19 protein-coding genes and 1 pseudogene are annotated in these 24216 nt (G+C 59.4%); 12 read left to right on the forward strand and 8 right to left on the reverse strand.

The annotated features are described in order from the left end of the window. Positions 1 to 15: 15 nt before the first annotated feature. Genes Q8O96_RS23015 through Q8O96_RS23025 form a run of 3 tightly spaced genes read right to left on the reverse strand, consistent with a single transcriptional unit; the run spans position 16 to position 3113 of the window. The gene (locus Q8O96_RS23015) at positions 16 to 858 is read right to left on the reverse strand and encodes a carbohydrate ABC transporter permease (RefSeq protein WP_102865031.1); all 843 of its coding nucleotides are present in this window, start codon (positions 856 to 858) and stop codon (positions 16 to 18) included. Next, on the reverse strand, positions 855 to 1817 hold the full coding sequence (locus Q8O96_RS23020) for a carbohydrate ABC transporter permease (protein WP_305949466.1): 963 nt from the start codon (positions 1815 to 1817) through the stop codon (positions 855 to 857). The genes Q8O96_RS23015 and Q8O96_RS23020 overlap by 4 nt, the downstream gene beginning before the upstream one ends. A gap of 21 nt (positions 1818 to 1838) precedes the next feature. Then, complete coding sequence (locus Q8O96_RS23025) at positions 1839 to 3113, reverse strand: ABC transporter substrate-binding protein (RefSeq protein ID WP_305949467.1); 1275 nt, start codon at positions 3111 to 3113, stop codon at positions 1839 to 1841. Between the two features lie 164 nt (positions 3114 to 3277). Here Q8O96_RS23025 and Q8O96_RS23030 point away from each other — a divergent pair, with 164 nt between their 5' ends. Beyond that, the gene (locus tag Q8O96_RS23030; protein WP_115580039.1) at positions 3278 to 4843 is read left to right on the forward strand and encodes a carbohydrate porin; all 1566 of its coding nucleotides are present in this window, start codon (positions 3278 to 3280) and stop codon (positions 4841 to 4843) included. 126 nt (positions 4844 to 4969) lie between these two features. After that, a complete protein-coding gene (locus Q8O96_RS23035) occupies positions 4970 to 5866 on the forward strand; it encodes a carbohydrate kinase (protein ID WP_305949468.1) in 897 nt (298 codons plus the stop codon). Between the two features lie 3 nt (positions 5867 to 5869). Here the strand turns inward: Q8O96_RS23035 and Q8O96_RS23040 are convergent, their stop codons facing one another. After that, positions 5870 to 6259, reverse strand: coding sequence for a MerR family transcriptional regulator (locus Q8O96_RS23040; RefSeq protein ID WP_115580041.1), 390 nt, complete (start codon positions 6257 to 6259; stop codon positions 5870 to 5872). 73 nt (positions 6260 to 6332) lie between these two features. On the opposite strand from Q8O96_RS23040, the gene Q8O96_RS23045 reads away from it, so the two are divergent. Next, positions 6333 to 7403: an SDR family oxidoreductase gene (locus Q8O96_RS23045; RefSeq protein WP_305949469.1), complete on the forward strand. Its 1071-nt coding sequence runs from the start codon at positions 6333 to 6335 to the stop codon at positions 7401 to 7403. A gap of 120 nt (positions 7404 to 7523) precedes the next feature. On the opposite strand, the gene Q8O96_RS23050 is transcribed toward Q8O96_RS23045, so the two are convergent. The 3 genes from Q8O96_RS23050 to Q8O96_RS23060 all read right to left on the reverse strand — a co-directional run bounded on the left by Q8O96_RS23050 (position 7524) and on the right by Q8O96_RS23060 (position 15154). After that, positions 7524 to 8384, reverse strand: coding sequence for a hypothetical protein (locus tag Q8O96_RS23050; RefSeq protein ID WP_102865025.1), 861 nt, complete (start codon positions 8382 to 8384; stop codon positions 7524 to 7526). Positions 8385 to 8492: 108 nt separating this feature from the next. Beyond that, entirely contained in the window at positions 8493 to 13964 is a 5472-nt protein-coding gene (locus Q8O96_RS23055) for a WGR domain-containing protein (protein WP_305949470.1), read from the reverse strand. After that, complete coding sequence (locus Q8O96_RS23060; protein ID WP_102865023.1) at positions 13952 to 15154, reverse strand: M48 family metalloprotease; 1203 nt, start codon at positions 15152 to 15154, stop codon at positions 13952 to 13954. The genes Q8O96_RS23055 and Q8O96_RS23060 overlap by 13 nt, the downstream gene beginning before the upstream one ends. 287 nt (positions 15155 to 15441) lie before the next feature. Here Q8O96_RS23060 and Q8O96_RS23065 point away from each other — a divergent pair, with 287 nt between their 5' ends. Then, positions 15442 to 17133, forward strand: a complete 1692-nt coding sequence (locus Q8O96_RS23065) for a SulP family inorganic anion transporter (RefSeq protein WP_102865022.1) — start codon at positions 15442 to 15444, stop codon at positions 17131 to 17133. 72 nt (positions 17134 to 17205) lie between these two features. Here Q8O96_RS23065 and Q8O96_RS23070 read toward each other — a convergent pair whose 3' ends face one another. Then, on the reverse strand, positions 17206 to 17865 hold the full coding sequence (locus Q8O96_RS23070) for a hypothetical protein (protein ID WP_250330274.1): 660 nt from the start codon (positions 17863 to 17865) through the stop codon (positions 17206 to 17208). A gap of 339 nt (positions 17866 to 18204) precedes the next feature. Between Q8O96_RS23070 and Q8O96_RS23075 the strand changes: the two genes are divergently transcribed. The 8 genes and pseudogenes from Q8O96_RS23075 (at position 18205) to Q8O96_RS23110 (ending at position 24214) form a co-directional block, all read left to right on the forward strand. Then, positions 18205 to 19065 carry an RNA ligase family protein gene (locus tag Q8O96_RS23075; protein ID WP_305949471.1) on the forward strand — a complete coding sequence of 287 codons (861 nt, stop codon included), beginning with the start codon at positions 18205 to 18207 and terminating at the stop codon, positions 19063 to 19065. A 14-nt stretch (positions 19066 to 19079) separates the two neighbouring features. Further along, a complete protein-coding gene (locus Q8O96_RS23080) occupies positions 19080 to 20225 on the forward strand; it encodes an AAA family ATPase (protein WP_305949472.1) in 1146 nt (381 codons plus the stop codon). A 118-nt stretch (positions 20226 to 20343) separates the two neighbouring features. Beyond that, positions 20344 to 20856, forward strand: coding sequence for an Imm15 family immunity protein (locus Q8O96_RS23085; protein ID WP_305949473.1), 513 nt, complete (start codon positions 20344 to 20346; stop codon positions 20854 to 20856). A gap of 89 nt (positions 20857 to 20945) precedes the next feature. Continuing rightward, positions 20946 to 21104, forward strand: a pseudogene (locus Q8O96_RS23090) (IS3 family transposase); the annotation flags it as partial. A 285-nt stretch (positions 21105 to 21389) separates the two neighbouring features. Then, the gene (locus tag Q8O96_RS23095) at positions 21390 to 21839 is read left to right on the forward strand and encodes a hypothetical protein (RefSeq protein WP_305949474.1); all 450 of its coding nucleotides are present in this window, start codon (positions 21390 to 21392) and stop codon (positions 21837 to 21839) included. Continuing rightward, positions 21791 to 22435, forward strand: coding sequence for a hypothetical protein (locus Q8O96_RS23100; protein ID WP_305949475.1), 645 nt, complete (start codon positions 21791 to 21793; stop codon positions 22433 to 22435). Before Q8O96_RS23095 ends, Q8O96_RS23100 begins: the two co-directional genes overlap by 49 nt. Before the next feature lie 420 nt (positions 22436 to 22855). After that, positions 22856 to 23191, forward strand: a complete 336-nt coding sequence (locus Q8O96_RS23105) for a hypothetical protein (protein WP_102865014.1) — start codon at positions 22856 to 22858, stop codon at positions 23189 to 23191. Between the two features lie 90 nt (positions 23192 to 23281). Next, a complete protein-coding gene (locus Q8O96_RS23110) occupies positions 23282 to 24214 on the forward strand; it encodes a hypothetical protein (RefSeq protein WP_146036438.1) in 933 nt (310 codons plus the stop codon). The last annotated feature ends 2 nt before the right edge of the window (positions 24215 to 24216 follow it).

Consider the following 24216-nt stretch of genomic DNA (forward strand, 5'->3'; position numbering starts at 1 on the left):
TGTAGTTGTTGGGCATCAACCCTTTAACGCGCCGGCCGTGAGACCGGAAACGATTCGGCGCTGGAAGATCAGCACCAGAATCACCAGGGGCACGGTGACCAGCACGGATGCGGCCATCAACAGTCCCCAAGGCAGCTCGTGGGGACTCCCACCGGAAATCAGGGCGATGGCGACCGGCACCGTGCGCTGGGTGTCGGTGAGGGTGAAGGTCAGGGCAAACAGGAACTCGTTCCACGCGGCGATAAAGGCCAATAAGCCCGTGGTGACCAGTGCCGGCCAGAGCAGCGGCAGCAGCACACGAGTCAGCGCGACCCAGGGCGAAGCGCCATCCATGATTGCCGCTTCTTCCAGTTCGTGAGGGAGCTGCCCCATGAACGTGGTCAGCACCCAGACCGTGAAGGGCAGGGTGAAGATGGTGTAGCTCAGGATCAACGCCCAAGAGGTGTTGTACAGACCCAGGGCGCGGATCACTTCGAACAGCCCCGACAGTACAGCAACCTGGGGAAACATCGACACGCCGAGCACCATCATCAATACCGTGCCGCGGCCACGGAACTTCACCCTTCCCAAGGCATAGGCGGCCGTCACACTGAGGAACAGCGCCAGGGTCACCACGCACAGTGCGACCATCAGCGAGTTGCCGATCGCCCGCAGGAATGAGGCTTGGTGAAGTACCGCAGCGTAGTGGGAGAAGTCGGGGCTGTCGATCCAGTAGCTGACTGCGAACAAGGCACTGGATGGCTTGAGTGAGGTCAGGATGGCGTAATAGAAAGGGAACACCGCATACAGCAACAGCACCCCGATCAGGCACCAGAATCCGCAGCGCAACAGCGCTTTTTTGAGGAGGCGCGGGCTCATGCTCGAACCTCCATCTGACGGCGTCCGAGGTACAGGTAAAGCGTGGCGATGAGCGCAACGACCAGAAACAGCAGAGTCGAGGCCGCGCTGCCATAGCCAACATCCTGGAACTCCACCAGGTGTTGGCGGGCATAGACCGACATGCTCATGGTGCTGGACGAATTCGAGGTCAGTACATAGATGACATCGAATACCCGCAGGGAGTCGAGGAGGCGGAAAATCGCGGCCACCAACAGTGCCGGCATCAACAGTGGCAGCGTGACGCGCCAGAACACTTTCAGCGGATGAATCCCATCGACCCTGGCGGCTTCGTAGCAATCGCTCGGCAACATCTGCAAGGCCGCCAGCATCAGCAGCGTGACAAAAGGCAAGGTCTTCCAGACGTCGACGATGATCACTGCCCACATCGACAGATCCGCATCTGCGGTCCAGGCCAGAGGCGCGTCTATCAGTCCGAGGCTGAGCATCAGGTGATTGATGATGCCGAACTGGTCATTGAGCATCCATGACCAGATCTTGGCTGAGACAATGGTAGGAATCGCCCATGGAATCAGGATCAGCGCACGCACCAGGGAACGGCCTGTGAACTGGATGTTCAGCAGCAACGCCACCAGCAGCCCCAGGACGACTTCCAGTCCCACCGACACCAGGGTGAAATACAACGTGTTGCGCACAGCATTCCACCACTGTGGATCGACCAGGATGCCCGACCAGTTGGAACCATCGTGGAACAGATAATTGCTCAAGCCGACAAAGGTGCCGCCAGCGGTGTCCGCCAGGTTGGCGTCGGTCAGGCTGAACCAGAATGTGCGCAACAGCGGCCAGGCCGCCACCAGGGCCAGACACAGCAGCATTGGTGTCAGAAACAGCCATGCGGCGCGTACTCGGCGACGCTGTAGGGGCGTCTCCCGGGTGAGCAGGAGCGCGTCACTGGAGAGGTGGATAGTAGAGACAGACATGGTGATTTCCTTCCCTGTGGCTTACCAGTTCCGACGTTTGATGCGTGTGAGTTCGCTTTCCAGTTCGGCCAGTGCCTGGTCGACAGGCAATTCGCCCGCCAGCACGCCATGCACGCGATCGAAGAACGTATTGGAGACCCGTGGATAGCGATCGGCGGTTATGGCGGCGGGGCGCATGACCCCATCGTTGAGGATGCTGTGCAGCTGAGCGTAGTAAGGCATGGCCGCGAGCAGTTCGGGATCCTGATACAGCGACTCGATCACCGGGTTATAGGCGCCTATCAGGGCACGGTGTTTTTGCTGTTGGGCGCTGGTCAGGTAGCTCACCAGCTCTGCGGCCAGTTTGGGCTGGGCGCTGTAGCGCGATACCGCCAGGCCCCACCCGCCGAGGGTGGATGCATGGTTGCCGGTCTCGCCGCCTCGGGGCAGGGGAGCGACCCCAACCTTGTCTTTTACGGCACTGTCCTGGCTTTGCACCAGGGCCCAGACATAAGGCCAGTTACGCATGAACAGCGCATTTCCCGACTGGAATACGCCACGTCCTTCTTCCTCGGTGTAATTGAGCACGCCACGCGGGGAGATGTCTCCTACCCAGCTTTTGGCCAGGCTCAAGGCAGCTTTTGAGGCCTGGGTGTTAACGATGATGTCTCCTCGTGGATTGACCAGTCCGCCTCCCGGTTGGCTGCTGATCCACTCCAGCGCATTGCACGTCAGCCCTTCGTAGGCGCGCCCCTGAAATATGTAGCCCCACACATTGGGGTTACCGGCATTGCGCTCGGCCTGTTGCACCTCTCTGGCGGTAGCGGTCATTTCCTCCCACGTCTGGGGAACCTGCTTGTTGTACTTCTCGAGCAAGTCCTTGCGGTAATACAGCAGGCCCGAGTCGGTGAACCACGGCATGGTCACCAGCCGTCCGTTGACCGTGGCGTTATCAATCTGGGCCTGGAAGTAGCCTTGGGTCGCGTCGGCTGGGAGCCCCTCGCGCAGATCCATCAGATGTTTGGCCAGCATCCCCGGCCACACCATATCGATTTGAATGATGTCGATGTCGGTGGACTGCGCACTGAGGATCTGTTGGTAGAACGACAACCTCTCGGTCGCCGAGTTGGGCGTGGAAACCACCTCGACGTGGTTGCCGGTCTGCTTCGACCACGCTTCGACTGCCTCCTTGCAGAGTTGCAACTCTGCACCTACCGCACCGCACGAGATCGTCAAATCAGCTGCGTTGGAGACAGACACAAGTCCGGCACTGAGGGTGAGCAGCACTGCTGGAAGGAGAGATTTCAGCTGTTTCATGAAGGCCTCTTTATTTTTGTTTTTAGAGAAGTTAACGTTAACACGGCAAATGTAACAGCACATTTTCGATAAGGCATCTTTTTTGTCGATTTGGACCCTCACCACTCGCGAAAAAGCGCTCTGTCGCTGGAACAAAACAATAAAAATAAAACAGGGAAATCCACATGCAGAAAGCATCAAGATGGCTACTTGCAGGCGTGCTCAGCAGCTCGGCGGCGACCTCTCAGGCCGCAACTCTGGAAGAGCGCATGGCCGCGTTCGAGGCCCGCGCCAGTGCAGCGGAAAAGCGCGCAGCCGCAGCCGAACAGCAAACCCAGGCACTCGCCAGAGAATTGCAACAGATCAAGCTCGCCACCTCCGCTTTGCAGCCCGCAGCATCCACTGCATCCCAGGCCACGAATCCCGTTGTGGACACCCGACTGGCAAAACTCGAAGCCCGCCAGGAAAGCATGGAAAAGCAGGCCAGCACTTCAAACCTGGCTGATGGATTCAGCTTCAACGGCTATGCCCGTTCCGGATTGCTGATCGACGAGGGGCTTGGTGGTGGCCGCGGCGGCCCTTATACAACTCCGGCGGGCTCAGTGGGCGGTGCGGTCGGGCGGCTCGGTAACGAAGACGACACCTACATGCGCATAGACCTGTCGAAAGAAATCTATGCGCAGAATGGCACCCGCTCCAAATTCACGGTCTCCATCGCCGACGGAGTGGAAAGCTCCAATGACTGGACCGCCGACGAAAGCAAACTGAACGTGCGCCAGGTGTTCACAACGCTCGACCATATTGCTGCGTTCAAGGGCAATCCCGTATTCGAGAACGCCACCCTGTGGGCAGGCAAGCGATTTGACCGGGATAACTTCGATATCCACTGGATGGACTCGGACGTCGTCTACCTGGCCGGTACCGGCGGTGGAATCTACGACGTGCAGATGAACAAGGATTGGCGCTCGAATTACTCCTTGATCGGGCGTAGCTACGGGGATTTCAGTCAAGGGGGGCTCAATGCCGATGTGGCGAGTTACATCCTGACCTCCAACCAGTTCTTCGAGGAGGGCCAGTGGCAGTGGATGTTCAATGGCATCGGCGCAAAGAAAAACGATTTCGGCACCCGCACCAATAAAGCGGGTTTGACGCCCGCAGATTCCGGCTTGCACAGCATGCTGGCCAATCACCAGAAAAACTTTTTCGGCAGAGAAGGCTTCTTCAAAACGGCACTGCTCTATGGGCAAGGTCTGGGGGCAGAGGTCAAGAACCTTGGTTCGGATGGTGAACTGATTGACGAGGCCCGGGCTCTGCGTCTTGCTCTTTACGGCGAGACCCCGATTGCGCCTGACTGGCGCATCGGCCCCAGCTTGCTGGCCGAGCAGAGCAAGGATAGATACGTCAAGGGTGACGACTACCGCTGGCTGACCCTGAACATGCGCTTGGCCAACACCATCAACAGCAACTTCGAGATGGCCTACGAACTGAGCTGGCAAACCATGGACCTCGACCCCAAGGGCTATCTACAACGTAATGCGGTCGACGGTAACTTCTGGAAATTCACCGTCGCCCCGACATTCAAACTTGACGTTGGAGACCTTCTCACACGTCCGGAAATGCGCGTGTTCGCAAGCTACATGAATTGGTCGTCAGATCTGGACAAGTACAGTACCTCAGACGCCTTCGGCAAGACGGACTTCAACGCCGGCGGCGTATGGCAATACGGCGTACAAATGGAAACCTGGTTTTAATAGTTGAACGCGCCGGCAAACATGCCTTCAGTGCATCTGCCGGCTGTTGTTGCACTGAGTAAGAAACTACCGGTCGGAACTGATCAGCCAGCAGTTATCCCGGTACCAAAACATTGAGGAAATGAGATGGTATTGCCTCGCGCGGTCATATTTGGCGAAGCCCTGATCGACCTTGTCCAAGGCACGCCTGGACAGTGGAAGGGTTACCCTGGTGGTGCCCCCTGGAACGTTGCACGAGCCTTAAGTCGCTTGGGTGTCAGCAGCGCTTTTGCTGGGTCGGTGAGCTTGGATTCATTGGGTGACGAGATCGTTTTGCAGTCGGAAGCGGCAGGATTGGATAGGCGCTTTATCCAACGAGTCGATCGAGATCCTCTGGTTGCCATCGTTCCATCGAGCCGTCCTCCAAGGTACTTTTTTGCTGGAGAGGCCGATCTGTTTTTTGATCCGGATCTGATGCCCGAAGGATGGCTCGAGCAAGCAGAGCTGTGTCATTTCAGCTGCATCAGTTTAGCTCGGCAGCCACTTGCAGATACGCTGGTTAACATTGCTCAGCAGGCCAAAGCAGCCGGTAAACGGGTTAGCTATGATCCGAACTGGCGCAATTTAATGGGTAGTCATTATCGGGAGCAGACCTTCCCGACCATGACCAGCCTTGCTGACATGATCAAGCTGTCCGACGAAGACCTGCGGCACATTTATCCAGGGCTGAGCGAACAGCAGGCAATGCATGAGCTTCGCGCGCTTAATCCTCAGGCGCAGATATTGTTGACCCGTGGGGAACACGGGATGACCCTCCACACCCCGGACAGTCAACTCGATCAGCCGGCTATTGCCGTGAACGTGCAAGACACGGTTGGAGCAGGGGACGCTTGTATGGCCGGTTGGCTGGCTGCAGAGTTGTTGGGGATCGCCGGCTTGAGAGAGCGCCTGCGATTTTCAGCGGCTTGCGCATCCATATCCTGCCGCCATGCCGGAGCCCATGCTCCTTCGCTAGCTGATGTGGAAGGTTTGCTCAATACCTAGCGTTCAGTTGCAAGCGTTGCTCAATCGCTGAAGCTCAAGTTGCCTGGCGGCACTGGCTTCGAGGTTGGCACGCTCTTCATCCAGATACTGATAAATGCTCTGGAGGTTGGCGATCTTCTGTGTGATTTCTGCCATCTTCTTTTCAATTAACTTAGCGCCCTCAGCACAGTCGATCTGCTTGTTGCGTTGCGCATCCAGAATCTCGCCTATTTCCCCCAGGGAAAACCCCATGCTTTGCGCGCGCTGGATAAAGTCCAGATCTTGCAGGGTTTGCGCTGTGTAAACGCGATAGTTGTTCGTTCGCCGCTGCGATGAGATCAGGCCGATTTGCTCGTAGTAACGCAGCGTATGGCGACTGGCGCCACTGCGGGCCTCGATTTCACCGATCTTCATAAAACATCCCTTGACTGTAGAGTTGGGTCGATAGTTTACGCTTGATTTCTTACCTTAAACAAGGAACGGGGAAATGAGCGTGGAGTGCTTTGTCACGGGGGGTACCGGCTTTATCGGCCAGCATCTGGTGGCTCATCTGAGTGCAAAAGGTCACACCGTTCGGGTGTTGATGCGGCGCCCAGAGCGACTGACCGAATTGCGCGAGCAAGTGGTCAAATTGGGAGGGAGTGCAGCCCGGGTATTTGCCGTAGCTGGCGATCTGGAGCGGGACAACCTCGGTCTGAGTCCTGCTGACCGAGAACAGCTAAGGCAGGCCAGGGTGGTATTTCACCTGGGCGCCCACTTCGCCTGGGGGCTGTCCTTGGAGCAGTCTCGTGCGGTGAACGTAGAAGGGGCAAAGCGGGTGGCGCTGTTGGCGGTGGAGCAAAACAGCCGGTTAGTGATGATCGGCGGCTACATGCTGAAAAACCATGAACATCTGCAACGCATCGGAATTGATCCTCGTTCTGCGCAGCAGACCCATTGGCCTGCCGTCTACCGGCGTGTCGGCGGTTACGAGGCGAGCAAGCTGGAGGCGCATTTTGCGACCCTGGAGCTCATCTCCGCCAAGGGCGGAGAGCTGACCGTTGTCCACCCCGCGACAGTGTGTGGCCACAGCCGCACGGGGCATATTCTCGACGGCCAGCCGCTGGTGGCGCTGATACGCAACCTGGTGCAGGGAAAGCTCACGGCCGTGCCCGGTACCGCCAGGCACTGGCTGCCACTGGTCACCGTGGACTACCTGGTGGAGCTGATGACGGCGAGTGCTTTTGATCCGGCCATGGCGGGCCAGGAACTGCTGGCGCTGGATGCGCAAACGCCCAACTTGCGAGAAATGTTGGTGCAGGTGGCACAACCTTTGGGCTTGAAGTCTCCCAAGCATCACGTTTCGCTCCGACTGCTGAAGTGGCTACTGAGCATTCCTCCCGTTGCCCGGTTTATGAATACAAAACCCGAAGCCTTGGACTTTATCCAGACCACTCGTTTTGATACGGCGGCGGTCGAGCAGTTTGCCAACAGCCATGGAATCACCAAGCCGGATATACGTCAGTCCCTGCAGCACACCGCAACGTTCGTCAACTCATGCTGCATAGCCAAGGGCTAAGCCCGCCGAGTTCGCCCTTCGGGGCGACACCGCAGTCATCCGCACTATACTGCGGCAGGTGCGGTGGTGCTGATGGCAGTGTCGAATCCAAGGCGTGCGGCTGAAGTACGCCTTTACACTTCAGAGGGCGATTAGCTTCCTGCTCGGGTCTTGCTGCATGAAGAGCAGGATGTCGAAAACCCGACCCGGTTCGACTTGAAGGGCAGGGTGATCGCTCTTCTGAACGGCCTTGATCAATAACTCCTTGTTTTGCCCCCAACAGTGGCCAAGCGAGAAGGGCAGTCTGCAGAGCTTTTGACCGGCAGCTTTGAGGGTGTCGCTGGGGAGCAGGTACTGAGTGCTACTGAATCCTCGAAAGCCCGCGTGCTTCAATCCATTCCTGACCTGGCTATCCAGTGCTGGCATGAATCCCGTTATGAGGAGTAATGCTTTCATGGGGTAGGTGACGTTGGTGTTATTAGCGAACAGCGCGTCTGCCAACATCCTCAAGACCCCGAGCAGCTCTACATCAAAGTGAACCGCTGACGGATACATCCCCTCGGTGGTGAAGATCCGTCGATCTTCGGATGACAGCGCGAATGCCCCCAGTGGGTGAGTGTCAAAACGGACAAGCTTGGCGTGCAGGTTAGGATTGCAAAGCCCGGCTGCGGCTTCAGCCGGCAGATGCAGTATTGGGGCTTTGCGCGAGCCTGCGCCCCAGTTCAACAAAGCATTTCGAAGCTCGTCGGCTAATAATTCGGCGTTATGCGGTGTAAGTGTCGCCAGGTAGGCCTTGGAGACCTCCCTAACCCGAAAGAAGTCCTCATGGTAGGAGGAATTGAAGCTGTTGATCGCTGAACGGATATCTTGCTCTTCACCAATCACTCTAAGCATGTCTGATCCATTGAATAAGGCGGGCAAGCACTTTTGATTTGCGCCCTGGGGGTGATGAAATAGCGCAGCGTCCGGCGCCTTGCTCAAACTGTGGAGCTGAATGCTCATGAATTGATGTTCATGAGCATTCAGCTCCCTATGGGGCCGCCCCTTTTCGGGGCGCTTTTTTCGGGCCGCTGCAGCGCGTGCAGATTGAATGCGCTTGTCTCATTCGTGCTAGACCGACGCAGCTCCCCCCTGGGTGATGGAACCTGCCTGCTCTTGATAGCCTTTGCGCAGTTTCTCCGCGATCAGCTTTTCTGCTTCACGCAAAGCGCGTTCGGGACTGTCGAGGGACTTGATCAGGGTCTGGCCCTTGGTGCCGATACGGCCGAAATTCACCGTCACCTCAGCCTCGGCGACGCCGATACGCCAGAACTTGTTGGAATTGCCCTCACCAAAGGTGAACTCGCGCATCAAGGGTGTCGCTTCAGCGGTGACTGGCGGATGGGCTTGGGTCTCGATGGTTTCCTCTGGCTGTTGCGGTTCTGGAAGTGCAACGGCTTCCTCGCCCCTGAGTAACGCTTCGATGCGATTGAGCACCTCTTCTTGGTCGCGCAGCCAGTCATTACTGAGCACGTCGATGATCTTCCAACCAAAGCTGCGCAGCACCGTCGGGCGGAAAATGTAGCGCTCACGTACGTCAGGGGCGGCCGCGGTATCACTGTCCAGCAGTACGCCGAGGCTGAAGTGTTCACCACTGGCGTCACTGATCGCGAGGTCGCAACGGAACTGCGAACGTCCGACATATTCCTGAACCGAATGCCCGCGCTTTCGCAACGCGGCAGCGAGGGCACCGCGCAGGTGATCCTTGGGCAGGCTGACGGCAAAGGACTGCTTGGCGCCTGGATTGAGGTTGGCGAGGATACCCTGGGAGCGCGGCGCATCCCCGCTGGCGCTGGCCTGGGCGAACTGCAGGAACGCGCGCAGTGCGGCGGCACCATCGTTGTGGGTGTTGGTGATGGCTTCGGACTCAATGCTGGAGACAATCGCCATGCGCTTGCGGGCGCGACTGAAGATCACATTGAGGCGTTTTTCCCCACCACGCTGGTTGATCGGGCCGAAGTTCATCAGCATCTTGCCGTTCGGTCCTGGCGCGTAACAGATGCTCAGGATGATCACATCACGCTCATCCCCCTGGACGTTTTCCAGGTTCTTGACGAACAGGCCATTGAATTGCCCGGCATCTTCACGCACGTACTCGCGCTCAAGCCGTGTGGCAAAGGCCGAGTCGCCGCTGGCCAAGTCTTCCAGGGCCTGCTCGATGGCGCCTTGCTGGGCCTCGGAAAAGGCCACGATACCCAGGCTCAGACCCGTTTCCCGTTGCAGCAGCTCCCGTACCAGGTTGGCGATGTACCGCGCTTCGGCCAGGTTGCTGCGGCTGAGGTAGACACCATCGGTCATCTTCAAGAAGCTGATCGGGCTGTCGAGCAACGCGTCGGCGCCGCGGATGACGGCCTGGGCGTCCGTGGAGTCCAGTGCGGTTTGGGCCGGGGCAGGGCGCTCGATACGACGGTCGGGAATGGTGATCAGCCGGCCTTCGTAGAACGCCGCGTTAGAAAAGCTGATCAAGGCTTCGTGGCGGCTGCGGTAGTGCCAGGCCAGGAGGGTTGCCGGCAAGTTTCGCGCGGCTTGGCTCAGCAGGCTGTCGGCATCAAGGTTGATTGCGATCTGCTCACCATCCTCCATGGCAATCAGTTCGTTGTCGTCCTGGTCGCCGGCACTGGAGAAGAAGTTGGTCGGTGGCAATTGCATCTCGTCACCGACCACAATCACCTGCTGCGCACGGCTCAGTGCCGGCACGGCTTCTTCGCTGGGGATCTGACTGGCTTCGTCGAAAATCACCACGTCAAACAGGTCCGGGGTCAAAGGCAGGGTGTCGGACACCGACAGCGGGCTCATCAACCAGATGGGCTTGAGGTCGTTGATCACGCGGCCACTGTCGCCACTCGCCATTTCGCGAATGGAGCGATAGCGCATGGTCTTGCCCAGTTCATGTTCCAGTTCACGTCGGCCTTTGGCGTAGGCTTTCTTGAACTCCCGGGCCTGGGCGTCGAGTTGAGTCACCGACATCGCCGATTGCTTCACATGCTCCAGAAAACGCTGGTGCAACGTGGCGCTAAGCACCTGTGCGTTGCTTTTGAGCAGGTTGCATTCAGCCTGGCTGACCTCGCGCGCGGCCAGACTCAAGGCCGGGCCATCGAAGCGCGCCAGCTGCGGATTGGCGCGGTACAGGCGGGTCAGGTTTTCCTGGGCAATCAAACCGTCCAGTGCGCGTTGCGCCAAGGCGTACTGTTGCACGACCGCCAGGCAGACAGGATCGGCTTGGTGCAGCTCATTGAGCAGGGGCAGGGTGTCGGGCAGCTCGTCGAGTTCTTCACGCAGATCGCGCAGGTACTCGGCCAACTCGACCAGGCTCAGCGCCGGGTCGAACACACAATGTTGCGCGACCAGCTCGGCCAAGCGCGCCACCGGCTGGCGCAGGCTGGCTTCCTGGCGTACACCGGACAGAGCGTCGGGATCACCCCGCAGGCCCTCAACCCATTGGCGCAACAGCGGTGATGCGCTCAGTTGCTGGAGCAAGGCTTGCAGGTTGTGCAGGAACAGGTCGACATCCGGGATGCCGTAACGCCCTTGCAAGCGTTGCTGCTCGGCGTGCAGCTCGGCAGTGACGCGATGCTCGCGGGCCAGGTTGTCTAGCACGCTCCCGAAACTGGGTCGAATCGCGTGCTGACTGAAGTCGTAGCGTCGTTGCAATTCACCGCGCAGCCGCCACCAGGCGGGTTGCAGCCAACGCAGCAGCGAGCCTTCCAGCCGCTGTACCAGATCGATGGCAGCCTGGGTGTCCTGGGGCGCGAGTTTTTCACGCCAGTGGTGGGTGGATTCACGGGCGTTGTGTTGCTGTACGGCCAGTGCGTGCAGCGCGGCCTGCTCGGCGTGCAGCGCTTGGGCGCCGGATGAGCCCGGTTCCAGCAGGTCGAGGTGCGCTGCCAGGTTGGCGCTGGTCAATTGTTCGGCGGCCTGGGTCAGCACGCACGCATCCGCCAGGCGGGTGTCCCCGGACAACAGGCTCGACGATGACTCCAGAAACTGCTCGACGCTGTCCATCAGCCCACTGGCTTCATCCAGGAACGCCTTGAGTTGGCCGTAGGCATGTTCGTGGGTAATCAGGCTTGAGGCCAAATGGCTGAAAGGATGACGTGCGAAGCTGTCGAGGCCGAAACGTTCTTTGATCGCCTGATACACGCGCCCCGTCAGCTCGCTTTGTGCCTGCCACTGACGCCATTCGGGTAAACGTTCCAAGGCTTCGGGGGGCAGCTTGGCAGCAACGGGCGGCAGTTCGATCAGATGCCGTACCAGCTCGCGTACCGAACATGCCAAGGACTCCGGCGCCCCACGCATTGCCTGTTCAAAACGCTCGATCAACCCCAGCTGTTGACTCAGGCCAGCCAGCAAGGCGTCGCGCCGGGCTTGCAACTGCGACGACTGCGCATCACCGGCGATCCAGCGCTCATAGCACTCGCGCAGGTTGCTCACGAAGGCCTTCTTGTCGGTCTGGGAATCGTGGATCAGGCAGCACAACTCACCCAGTTGACTTTGTTGCAGGCGATGGAACACAACGTCCAGCGCTGCACGCTTTTCACAGACAAACAGCACGCGCAGGCCACGAGCGGCGTAGTCCGCGATCAGGTTGGTGATGGTCTGGGATTTGCCGGTGCCTGGCGGTCCCTGGATGATGAAGTTACGCCCGGTACGGGCCAGGCTGACGGCAGCATTCTGCGTGGCGTCGCCCGCCACCACGTTCCACTGCTCGGACAACGGGGTCGGCTCGGGGGATTGGACCTCGACGTCCCGAGGCTCGATGGAGAACATCCGGTCAAAGGCTTCGTTCTGCGCCGGTTCGTCGATCAACTGCGCATAGTCACGCACCAGCGACATCTTTCGATAATTGAAGTTGGCCAGGGTCACCTGGGTCAGGTCTATGTCCCAGGCGTAGCGATGCCCCTGGTTCTCGGGCATGGCGAAGGTGCTGTTTTCGGCGCTGCTGGCAACCATCTGAGGGTGTTGGTTGCGCAGAACGGGCTTGGCGCCTATGGCCAGGCGCAGCGGCAACTCGCTGGGCAGCACCTTTTGCTGGAACAACTGCAGACCCAGCGGACGGAAATCTTCGCGGTCGTAGCTGAAATCCGGCTTCACCAAAGGCGTCGACATGCGCTGGCGGGCACGACGGCGCTGGAAGTGGTGCAGATGCTGCACGGCTTTTTGGTGGATCAGTTCGATTTGCGGTTTGCTTTGCAGGTGTAACTCGACGCCGGGTTCGGTCAGTTTGATCTGGCGCGCAATATCGGCGTGGATGTCTTCCACCGAAGTCTTTTGCAGGTCGACGGTTTCCGGCAACTGGATGTCGTAGAGCTGACGCAATTGATGACGCAGTACCGGGTTGAATTCGGCCTCGGTTTCGTCGCACTGCAACACGAACTGGTCACGCACCCCTTTTTTGCGACTCAACTCTACCGGCAACCACAGCAGCGGGGTGACGATGCGTTCTTCCGGCGTGTCCTTGAGGTTGTGCCAGCGCATGAACGCCACCACCAGGCGAAGGTTGCTGAAGCCGAATTCGGCGCGGTCGCGACGGGTTTCCTGGATGATGCGCTCCAGCGACGCCTGCAGCCAGGTCTGGTCTTCGAACCGTAGCCATTGCTGCAGGCCGACAGGTTTGCCGCCCAGCACTTGTTCGCAGAATCCGCCGAAGGTGGGTTGCCAGGTACACAGCGCTTCGGGCCGGATACTTTCAATGCGCATCACCAACGGAACGCTGGCCACGGTCAAGTTGACGCTGGTCTGGGTCGGCCGGAAATACAGCAGGCGATTGCGACGCGAAAGGTCAAACAAGCGGTTGCGCAGGTGTTCCAGCACCACAGTGCGTCGCGAAGCCGGGCCTTCGGCCTGGGCCAACACACGCTCGACATCCAGGCTGGCCGGCTGTTCGCGCCAGGACTCCAAGCGGCGTGCCAGCGAGCCCACATCAGTGGCGCGCTCATGGCGGTTGAGCTCGGTCATCTCGACGATCAAGTTGGCCAGCACCGGGTTGAGCCGGCCATTGAGCTGGAACAGGTTGCGCCGGTGCGCGGCAAACGACTTGAGGTCGTTGATGTCGGCAAAATCCAAGCCGCAGGCCAGGCACGCGAGCAACTGACCGAGCTGGAAAATATCGGTGATTTCGTCGTGATGCCCGAGCCGATGTTCCCAACTGTGCAAGTCCGTGAGGAACACCGGATGGTTGATGGGCTGCTGCGGGTCTTCCTGGACTTGCAGGTCGGTAATGGCCACGCCGGTTTCCGAATCCCGGGTCAGGCGGACCTTGCCGACGATATTCAGCGCCGACTCTGGATTGGGCTGCACCTGCCTGATCGCCTCCAGCGCCAGGCGCGGCGACTGGCCGTCGGGGTGGCGCAGTTGCAGGGTGCGTTCCGGGCCTAGCACCACATCCAGGTAACTGAGCTGGGCGACATGCCCCCGCTCATGCAATTGCGCCACCTGGCGCAGCAGCGGCAGCGCCAGGAACAGCACATCGTCGATGGGCACGGCGGCGCCATCGTGGCTCTGCAGCAATTGAGCGAAGTTCAGCGGTTGAGTTATTGGGTCCATGTGTCGACCTCCGCCTTGAGCGCACGAACAATCGGGTCGAGCTCACGTTTGGGGAATTTGATATCGCGCTTGAGCACGTTGATGAAGTCGTCGGCGCTGCCGAGTTTTTTCGCCGTGCGCGCGGCATGCAGCAAGGCTTCATCCCGCAGGTCACGGTCGACCAGGCACAGGTCGAGCATGATGTAGTGCAGGTATTCGTGAATGCTCGCGTCGATGCGCTCGGCATTCAGCGTGCCGAGGTCCAGCGGTGTTTCAGGCGCCTTCCAGTCGGGAAAGAAGCCGCGCACCTGATTGAGCACCGCCTCGGACTGCAACACCGTGTTGCCGATGAAGCGGGCGATGAAGCCGCGGGTGAGGGCGGTCAACTCGACCTGGTCGGTCACGTCCAGACGGTTGAGCGACAAGGGCCCGCGCAATCGGCGGTGCAGCCAGGCGTCGGTATCCGGGAGCTGTCGCCACCAGCTTTCCACCGCTTGGGAGCGCAGAAAAGTCTCCGGATGGGAAACGCCCTGGGACAACGGCGCATCCTTGCCATCCAGTTCACGGGCCTGCTGCAGATAGCTGGCGGCATCGACGCTGAGAATCCCGGTGTGGACCTTGACCAGCGAGGTGATGGAGGCTTGCGCACAGCCAGCCGCCAGCGCCGCCCCGCGGTCGGCGTAGATTTCGGTGTGCAGGCTATATAAACGTGCGGTCTGTTCCAGGCTCGCAGGCGTATACACATCGGCCATCGCGTGATTGAGAATCCGCTCGGCGGTGAGGTAGTCGCCCTCGTGCTCCGACCACAAGCGGTAATGCGCCAGTTCATGCCCCAGCAACGCCAGCAGCTCCTGAGCATCGAGCCGTTCAAGGATCGGCCCGTAGAACACCACATGCACCTCACCGGCCAGGTAATACAGGCTGGCATTCATGGTGCCATCGCCGGCCTGGTAGAGGGTCGCGGGGGCCTCGATCTGCAGGCGTTGCAACGCCGTCTCACAGGCCTGATAGGCCTGCGAGTGAGTTTCCGGGCTCAGGCGATAGGTGTCTCGCAGCAATTGGGCGCGCACATCCTGGGCGTGTTCCTGCTGAACGCCCAGCGACGAGGCCCAAGCCCACACCGCAGGTTCACTGGTTTTCAGGTAGTCGACCACCTGCTGGTGGTAAGGCAGTGGCGTGAGGCTGGCGATATCCAGCGCGGGGGTACTCATCGTTCAAACATCCTTGAGGATACGGCTCCATGAGCTGCGCCTGCGCAGCAGAGGCTTGGGCTGGCATCCCGGTATCAGTGATCAGCAATAAAAAGCGGAGCATACCTAGGGGTTGCTGAAATTACTTGTGAAAGTGCATAACCCTTTCGAACGACGCAAAAGCTGCTCCAGCTCATGGCGCCCAGTGGCCCGATTCGCTTGAATACGCGCCCGCATCGCCTGGCCAAACAAGAGGGCCGCCGGAGCGCAACCAAACACAAGAACGCAATACTTCGAAAGGACTCGGCATGTCGTTATCGCGCTGTCTATCTGGCCTGTCCAACTTGTTGCACTACCGCCGCGAATGGTTTCGCGCCGACCTGCGGGCCGGGTTGTCCGTGGCGGCTATCCAGATCCCGATCGCCATCGCCTATGCGCAGATTGTCGGCCTGCCGCCACAGTACGGGCTCTACGCCTGTGTGCTGCCGATGATTGTCTATGCCTTGATCGGCAGCTCGCGGCAACTGATGGTCGGCCCCGATGCCGCCACTTGCGCCATGCTCGGCGGGGCCGTGGCGCCTTTGGCCATGGGCGACCTGCAGCGTACCGTCGAATTGTCGATGATCGTCACCGTGCTGGTGGGCCTGATGCTGATCGCCGCCGGGATCGCCCGAGCGGGTTTTATCGCCAGCTTCTTCTCGCGGCCGATCCTCATCGGCTACCTCAACGGCATCGGTTTGAGCCTGATCGCCGGGCAAATGGGCAAGGTGGTGGGCTTCAAGATCGAAGGCGACGGCTTCATTCTGGGATTGGCGGACTTTCTCCAGCGGCTGGGGGAGATCCATGGCCTGACCTTGGCCGTTGGCCTGGCCAGCCTGGGCCTTTTGATCTGGCTGCCGCGACGCTACCCGCGGCTGCCGGCAGCGCTGCTGACGGTGGCGCTGTTCACCTTGCTGGCCGGGCTATTGGGCTTCGACCGCCTCGGGGTGGCGATCCTCGGCCCTGTGCCGGCCGGGATTCCCGAGTTGTCCTGGCCCAAGACCAGCCTGGAGGAAAGCAAGAGCCTGCTGCGCGACGCGCTGGGCATCGCCACCGTGAGTTTTTGCAGCGCCATGCTCACTGCCCGCAGCTTCGCCGCGCGCCATGGCTACGCGATCAACGCCAACCATGAATTCATCGCCCTGGGCCTGAGCAACCTGGCGGCCGGAGCCTCCCAGGGCTTTGCCATCAGCGGCGCGGATTCGCGTACCGCGGTCAATGACATGGCCGGAGGCAAGAGCCAGTTGGTGGGCATCATCGCCGCCCTGGCGATTGCGCTGATTCTGCTGTTTTTCACCGCGCCCATGGCGTGGATTCCGCAGCCGGCCCTGGGCGCGGTGCTGTTGATGGCGGGCTGGGGCTTGCTCGACGTCAAGTCCCTGAAGCAAATCTACCGCCTGAGCCGCTTCGAGTTCTGGCTGTGCCTGCTGACCACCGTCAGCGTGCTGGGCCTGGGCGTGCTGCCGGGCATCATCTTCGCCGTGACCCTGGCCATCCTGCGCCTGCTGTACAGCATCTACCAACCCACCGACGCGGTGCTGGGCTGGATGCCGGGCATCGAAGGCCAGGTGGACATCCGCCAGTACCCGCAAGCCCACACCGTGCCCGGCCTGGTGGTGTATCGCTTCGACGACGCGATCCTGTTCTTCAACGCCGACTACTTCAAGATGCGCCTGCTCGACACCGTGCAGCGCGAGAGCCAGCCCGAGGTGGTGCTGTTCAATGCCGAGGCGGTGACCGATATCGATGTCAGCGGCATCGCGGTGCTGCGGGAAATCCGCGAAACCCTGGCCGCCCAGGGCATCTACTTCGCGATCGCCCGTGCTCGCGGTACTTTCCTGACGATGCTGGAACGCTCGGGGATGACCCGGGAAATGGACCGCCAGTTGCTGTTCAGTTCGGTGCGTTCGGGGATCAGGGCCTACCGCATATGGCGCAACAGCATGCGCGGCAAGCAGTGATGCAGAGGAGGGTGGCCGGCAGGGAGCGACCCCGCCGGCGCTTGACCGAAGTTCAGCCGAGCCGGCACGGCCTTACTGGGTGATGGTCATGCTGCTGGTGGCCTGGACCGAGCCGTAGCGGATGCGCGGATAAGTCGGATCGGCGTAGCTGAAATCCATCACCGTGCCGACGGAGCCGAAGTACAGGGCCTGGCAACTGAAGTTCACCGCCACCTGGCCACCGTAAGGGGTGACCCCGATGGCGACCTGGGTCGGCCCGGTCCATTCGATCTTGCACCCCAGCGTGCCGCCTGCTGCGCCGGCGTTGTATCCGCGACAGTTCAAGGTGGCGTTGCCGTTGCTGGTATTGGGAAAGCCTGCCCATTTGGCGATGGCCAGGTTGGCCGAGCAGGACGTGTTGACGCTGCTGGCGCCCGGGGCGAGCTTGTAGACCCCGGACGGTGGCGCAAGCGTTGCCGTGACGGGCGTCAATGGCAGGGCGGCAAGGCTCGATGCCGCCTGGTTTTCCACCACGGTGGTGGGCGACGGCGGGAGCTTGCACACCACCACGGCGCCGACGTCGTCGGACTTCTTCAACTCACCCAGCGCCGTGATATCGGCGCCGCCCTTCGACTCGCAGAAGAGTTTGCGTAACTGGGCTTTTTCTTCGCTGTCCGATGCGGACGAGGCCTGGGCCAAAGGTGCAAGGGCCACGCCAATGATTCCAGCCATCAGCACGCTTGAAAGTTTCATGATCGATTCCTTATCGAGGTTATGACTGGCTGCACCCTATGAGCACCAGGCGGTTTTTTTCATGACAAAAGCTCGGGTGTTGCGCGCAAACAGGGCCGCGGGGGTTTTGCCCTTTCGGGACTTGACCTGATGCCGCTATCTGCTGTTGAATGCGCGCCCTAAAGCCTCTGCAACCTTTTCTCCAAGTGGTGAAGCCAGTGCCCTACGCCAGCCAACACGCCTGATACCGACGACGGTCCATCCTGCCTGATGGCTGCCCGTGCCTATGCGCGGCGGCGCTTGATTGCCATGCCTGCCTGATCCTGTCGTTGGTTTTTCTCTGTTTTCGAGGACAAACCCATGCACATGGATATTCGTGCCACCGCGCACAACCTGGAACTGCTCAAATACCCCCGCACGCCTCATCTGCAAGGCTCGCGCCTGCAAGATGGCGACACTGACACTGGCCAGGTGCGCTATGCCGCCCTGGCCGGGCAGTGGTTGGTGGTGGAAGAAAAACTCGATGGCGCCAACGCCGGCATCAGCTTTAGCGCAAGCGGTGAGTTGCGCCTGCAATCTCGCGGTCACTACCTCACCGGCGGTGGGCGCGAGCGCCAGTTCAATCTGTTCAAGCAGTGGGCCGTGGCTCACGAACACTGGTTGCTGGAGCGCCTGGAAGATCGCTTCGTGCTGTATGGCGAATGGCTGCACAAGAAGCACTCGGTGTTCTACGACCGCTTGCCACATTATTTCTGCGAGTTCGATGTGTGGGACCGCGCCACAGGGCTGTTTCTCTCCACCGCGGCGCGCCGGTGCCTGCTCGAGGGAGGGCCGGTGCTGTCGGTGCCGGTGCTGTACGAAGGCCCGGCGCCGCGCCGGCATGCCGAGCTGATGGCGCTGGTGGGCGATTCGCTGGCCAAGACCGAGCGCTGGCGCGAGGTGTTCGAGCAGGTGGTGCGCCGCGAAGGCCTCGACCTGGCCCGTGCCTGGCGCCAGTGCGACCGTTCCAGCCGCATGGAAGGCCTGTATCTGAAGCTCGAGGACGAGCAGCAGACCCTCGGCCGGCTCAAGTGGGTACGCCAGGACTTCGTCCAGGCCATCATCGATGCCGACCAGCACCATGCCAACCAACCCTTCATCCCCAATCAACTGGCCGGCGGCGTCGACCTCTATGCCCCGCGCCTGTCCATGGACTGGCAGGGCCCGCGCCACGGCTACTGAAGGAGCATCCCGATATGGATATTCGACAACTGCAACAACTGGTCCCCGAGCCGGGGCGCGATATGGACGCCGCCGCCTGCCTGGCGGCCATCCCGGCCCTGGCGCGCCTGGCCGATACACCGCAAGACCCGACCTACCACGCCGAGGGCGATGTGTGGATTCATACCCGTCTGGTGGTCGAAGCCTTGCTGGCGCAACCCGCCTACCAGCAGGCCAGCGCCGAGCAGCGCTTTGTGCTGTTCTTCGCCGCCCTGTTGCACGACATCGCCAAGCCCGACACCACGGTGATCGACCCGGATACCGGGCGTATCGGCCAGCCCGGTCATTCACGCCGGGGCGCAGTGGACGCGCGGCTGCTGTTGTGGCGCGCCGGTGTGCCGTTCGAGTTGCGCGAGCAGATCTGCCGCATCATCGCCGTGCACCAGGTGCCGTTCTTCGCCCTGCAGGGTGATCGCAGCGGCCGCAGCGCTGAGTTCCTGTTGCACAAACTGTCCTGGGAACTGCCGCTGTGGATGCTCTGTGCCGTGGCCGAGGCCGATATGCAGGGTCGCAACTACGCCGGCAAGGCCGATGTACTGGACGCCATCGAACTGTGGCGCGAACTGGCGCGGGAGGAGGGCTGCCTGCACGGGCCGCGGGCCTTTGTCGACGACTACACACGCATTCAGTACCTGCGTGGCGCCCGGGTACACCCCGACTACCCGCTGCACCCGCCGCAGGGCTCGTCGGTGGTGATGCTCTCGGGCCTGCCGGCCAGCGGCAAGGACACCTGGACCGCGCACCATTACCCGGAGCTACCGGTGGTGTCGTTCGACGACGCGCGCCAGGCCCTGGGCCTGCGCCACGGACAGAACGAAGGCGCCGCTGCGCATTACGCCATCGACCGGGCCAAGGCCTTGTTGCGCGAGCACAAACCCTTTGTGTGGAACTCCACGCACCTGTCGGCGCAGATGCGCAACCGCACCCTGGACTTGCTCTACGGCTACGGCGCCGAGGTGGAAATTCTTTACCTGGAACGGCCCGAGGACGAGATCATGCGGCGCAACCAGAAGCGCGACACCTCACTGCGCAACGAAGATATCCGCCGCATGTTGTTCAAGTGGGAAGTACCGCTGCCGACCGAGGCGCATCGGGTGGTTTATCAGGCGGTGGAGGGGTGAGTGGCACTTACGTTCCTAATATAAGTTCGCTCTTCATTAAAAGCTTTCAAAGTTCTATAGCAGGGCAAAAGAAAACAAATTAATGACTTAACAAGTACGGATGGAGCCCCTCCTGAAAATGAAGCTTACAGATATCTACAGTAAAATAATCAGCGAAGAACCGTACAACGACATGGATGTATTCTTCGAGAGCTATGAAAGCTTTGAAGAAATTCCACTTGCGTCAAGATACAGTCGCTTAAAGCTCTTGAAGGATGAGCTGGGCGACAGCGGGGCTTCTAACTTGCTGACAGGGCTCGCTGTGTTTCTTTTGAATACTTTAAGATTGTTAGAAGTATCTAGAAGTGAAAGTGTGTTTTTTGCCGTGACCTTTACAGACTTTGCGGGATTGGAGGAACAAGGCATTCTCATACCTAATATATTTATTTATCCAAAGCCGGCCTCAGTCGGTTTTTTGGAAAAAATACGAAAAAATAATGGAGATCTTGAGTCATGGGAGTTGCAGGAAGTAAAAAGGTATTTTTCCAACTACGGGGTAGAAACTGCTTTTGATTTTTATGAAAGTAGATTTCATGACGCCGTTTGCTCTGAGGAATCTGTAAGGGTCTTCGCTGTTCCCAGGACTTATTGAGTGCAAAGAACTCGTCACGATGATCGACACGCTGAACTGCGTCGTCTGCGACCAGAACTCAAGCGCGTCACTGAAGGCCGCCGCGTACTTGGTTGTCTGATCCGCAATCTGCACGCGCTAGAGACGATCAGCGATTACTGGGTTTGATCAAGCATTCCTGGCTGGAGAGCGGCGGCGTTTATGGCTATCGCAAAATCCATGACGATCTGCGCGAGGTCGGTGAGGATTGTGGTCATCATCGTGTGGCGATGGCGGTTTGGAGGCGTAAACCTAAGCAAGAGGTGATAGTCGCCGAGGCAACTACATCGAGATGTTCTACAACGTAAAACGTCGGCATGGCTTCAACGATCAGCTGTCGCCGGGGGAGTTTGAAAGCGTTACGCAATGAGTTTGCAAGGTGTCTAGAGAATCCGGGGCGATTCAGTGGCATATGATTTAACATAATATACATTATGCGTATCATAGTATTAAATCGACTGACTTACGTTGCTCTGGTAGAAACCAGGAATACAGGACCCAACCAAGGATTGATCATGGAAGCCAGAACCCTGTTCATCAAAGCCAGCCGTATCACTGAGTCGACGCTCGATCCCGTTCACATTGCCCGTAACAAGTCGGCGAATGTCGAGACGACTATCTCGCTGGACACCAACATGCTCATCGGCATGGAAAAAGTCGTCAAGCATGGCAACAAATGGGCGTCTGTCAAAAAACAAGGCCTGCAGAATCTAGTGAAGCTATTGCATCGTTGCCCGCCTCAAAGTGTTTGCTTGTCACCTGGACTGGCCCTTAGCGAAATGCCCCAGAGCTGGCACGTCAAGCAAGTGACGCCTATGAGCTTTTCTGCGCCCAACACCTGCCTCAGTTCATTGATACGCCGAATGCAGTTCACACCTTGTTCCAAGGCAAAAAAAAAGATTACGGTTATGACGACTTGTCGTCTGACGCCAAGGTTACGCTTGCAGTACCGTATGCCAGTCTGATTTATCTGAACGTTGCCGATCGAATGAAGTTGAAGCCCTTCGACAAGTTCAAATGGTTCATCGACAACCTTGAGGCGCATGTCGATATTCTGAGCGCCACTGAAATAGAAATCGCCAAATACTGCTTCGCAGAGCCCGACGCACATTCCCGGGAAACCATTGAGTTACGGCGCAAGGTCAGAAATAACTTCCTCAAAACTAGTGAAGAGAAACTGCCGACAACCGTGGCGGATGTAAAGGCGATTGCCTTCAACGGAGCCTCTGATATACGCCTCCTGCATGCCGCCAATATAACGGATCAGAACGGACTTGATGGAGTTCAACAAGACTGTTGGATAGCCACCAAAGACAAAAAACTGGTAGATTTCTGCAGTGTTTTCCATCATTTGAAAGCTGATGGTGAAGCCGGCAAATATGCCGCAAAGATGGTACATGCCGAGCATGTTGATGACCATTACTGGTTGGATGTCGATCGTTATGCGATTGAACGCGTAATGCAACGTAGTCATCACCATGACAAGCGTGAATTCGATCACCGGCAACTACTCAACACTGTCGATAGCGCGTTAAATGCAGCCACTTTGGCATTTGGCTAATACTGCCCTCCTACTCTGAACACGGTTATGGGTTAACTCAACTAAATGGTTGTTTAGTTGAGTTAACAATATCTCCTATTCCCTACATGTCCCCTCATCCCGAAACTCTCTGCTTAGTTGATGTTTCACCCTGCCCGTGCGGGACGCCAACGCAGAACTCGGGAGTGTCCAACTATTTTGTATTAACAGTGATAACAAAACGCTATTAGAGGCCTTGCTCCTCGAACTCGCATTCAGGCCAAGAGCCTTTAAGTTATGCGGTCTACAGCGCTAAACACGGTGTGTCCGGAGCATCGCCAGAGGGTCAAAAACGCCTTTCGAACGCTGGGTCAGCGACCTCGACAGACCAGGAAGCACACCTAGACTCTCACCCGGTTCAGCCAGCTGAATCATGCCCAACACACGAAAAGGATATTCAACATGAACGCCTTCACCTCGGTAAACACCGTCACCACCCCCCTGACCATCAACAGCCAGTCCACCGCGACCTACAACGGCGACCCCAACCAGACCACCAAAGTGACCTTCAGCTATCAGAACAACCTGCTGTGGGCCACCCAGGTCAACAACACCGCAACTGTCCAGACTCTCAGCGCCGACTCCTCCGCCGGTCCGGTCATCCTGCGCAAGGGTGCCCAGGTCAAGCTGCAGAACGTGGGCTCGGCGTTCAGCATCCTGTTCACCGGGGAGATCGTCGACAGCGGCTCGGAAACACCGTTCAACAACACCAACATCGGGACCTTCACCCTGTCGTGATCGACTCGGGCTCCTAGGCCGGAGCCCACTTGCGAGGCCGGCAACGCCGGCTTCGCTTCATGCAATACGGGACATGGACGGTACTCTCGCGTGACCAGGCAACGGATGCTCTACACCCGGATTCTCTGGGCAACCCTCGGCGCGATCCTGGCGACTGCAGCGTGGTTGATGACCACCGGCAGCCGTGCGCCAGTGGTGTCCAGCAACGGCCACGAGCAAGTCCTTTCCAGCACCGATGCCACCTCGCCCGCCGCGGATTGCGTCGACCTCTCGCCCTCCTCCTCTGCCGCCGCCAATGATCCTTGCGTACCGGGCCCCGTGCTGCTACCCGGGATGAAGGTCAATCGCCAGGTCGGTCCGGTGATGTTCGTGCTGGTGGTGGACAGCCACGAAGCCCGGGTCAATGCCCAGGTTTCCCTGGGCAACGCCGCCCTGACCGGCTTGAACATGACCGCCGCCGCTCCCACCGCCGACTTCGATCTGGCCAACGGCGATGGCCAGCGGGTCTGGGGCAGCCTGGGCGCCTTTTTCTGCGCACCACCCAACACTTCGCACCTGCTGGCCGACTTCACCATCGAGAACCTGCGCGACAGCGGCAAATCCGTGACCCAGGCCTATCGTGGCGACCTGATCCGCTGGCAGAGCCCGACCACCAGTGTCCTGGCCCGCTACCGCCAGCCCTTGCTGCCGGACCTGCAGGTGACCGTGGAACTGCTGGACCCTTACAAGGCCGACAGCAGCAACGCGCTGACCGCCCAGGTGAGCTTCTATTACGCCAGCGATCTGATCGACCGCTACACCCTCATGGCCACCGCCACCCCGGTGAGCCTGCGTCAGTCCAGCGTCGGACCGGTGCGCATCGAGGGCGGACTCCTGGACTTTCGTCCCGCCACCCAGGAGCAGCAAGGGCAGCTCAGCCTGGATGGCACTTTCCAGTCCGGTCACAACCCACCGAACCACTACGTCGGCAGTGTCGCCGACTGGTCGTGGATCCGTGGCCGCGCCGACAATTGCAGGGGATAGAC

The organism is Pseudomonas sp. LPH60, from assembly GCF_030718165.1.
GTDB lineage: Bacteria > Pseudomonadota > Gammaproteobacteria > Pseudomonadales > Pseudomonadaceae > Aquipseudomonas > Aquipseudomonas danubii.

Coding starts and splice junctions, on each gene's coding strand:
- Q8O96_RS23015 (WP_102865031.1), bottom strand. CDS start 858: ATGAGCCCGCGCCTCCTCAAAAAAGCGCTGTTGCGCTGCGGATTCTGG.
- Q8O96_RS23020 (WP_305949466.1), bottom strand. CDS start 1,817: ATGTCTGTCTCTACTATCCACCTCTCCAGTGACGCGCTCCTGCTCACC.
- Q8O96_RS23025 (WP_305949467.1), bottom strand. CDS start 3,113: ATGAAACAGCTGAAATCTCTCCTTCCAGCAGTGCTGCTCACCCTCAGT.
- Q8O96_RS23030 (WP_115580039.1), top strand. CDS start 3,278: ATGCAGAAAGCATCAAGATGGCTACTTGCAGGCGTGCTCAGCAGCTCG.
- Q8O96_RS23035 (WP_305949468.1), top strand. CDS start 4,970: ATGGTATTGCCTCGCGCGGTCATATTTGGCGAAGCCCTGATCGACCTT.
- Q8O96_RS23040 (WP_115580041.1), bottom strand. CDS start 6,259: ATGAAGATCGGTGAAATCGAGGCCCGCAGTGGCGCCAGTCGCCATACG.
- Q8O96_RS23045 (WP_305949469.1), top strand. CDS start 6,333: ATGAGCGTGGAGTGCTTTGTCACGGGGGGTACCGGCTTTATCGGCCAG.
- Q8O96_RS23050 (WP_102865025.1), bottom strand. CDS start 8,384: ATGAGCATTCAGCTCCACAGTTTGAGCAAGGCGCCGGACGCTGCGCTA.
- Q8O96_RS23055 (WP_305949470.1), bottom strand. CDS start 13,964: ATGGACCCAATAACTCAACCGCTGAACTTCGCTCAATTGCTGCAGAGC.
- Q8O96_RS23060 (WP_102865023.1), bottom strand. CDS start 15,154: ATGAGTACCCCCGCGCTGGATATCGCCAGCCTCACGCCACTGCCTTAC.
- Q8O96_RS23065 (WP_102865022.1), top strand. CDS start 15,442: ATGTCGTTATCGCGCTGTCTATCTGGCCTGTCCAACTTGTTGCACTAC.
- Q8O96_RS23070 (WP_250330274.1), bottom strand. CDS start 17,865: ATGAAACTTTCAAGCGTGCTGATGGCTGGAATCATTGGCGTGGCCCTT.
- Q8O96_RS23075 (WP_305949471.1), top strand. CDS start 18,205: ATGCACATGGATATTCGTGCCACCGCGCACAACCTGGAACTGCTCAAA.
- Q8O96_RS23080 (WP_305949472.1), top strand. CDS start 19,080: ATGGATATTCGACAACTGCAACAACTGGTCCCCGAGCCGGGGCGCGAT.
- Q8O96_RS23085 (WP_305949473.1), top strand. CDS start 20,344: ATGAAGCTTACAGATATCTACAGTAAAATAATCAGCGAAGAACCGTAC.
- Q8O96_RS23095 (WP_305949474.1), top strand. CDS start 21,390: ATGGAAGCCAGAACCCTGTTCATCAAAGCCAGCCGTATCACTGAGTCG.
- Q8O96_RS23105 (WP_102865014.1), top strand. CDS start 22,856: ATGAACGCCTTCACCTCGGTAAACACCGTCACCACCCCCCTGACCATC.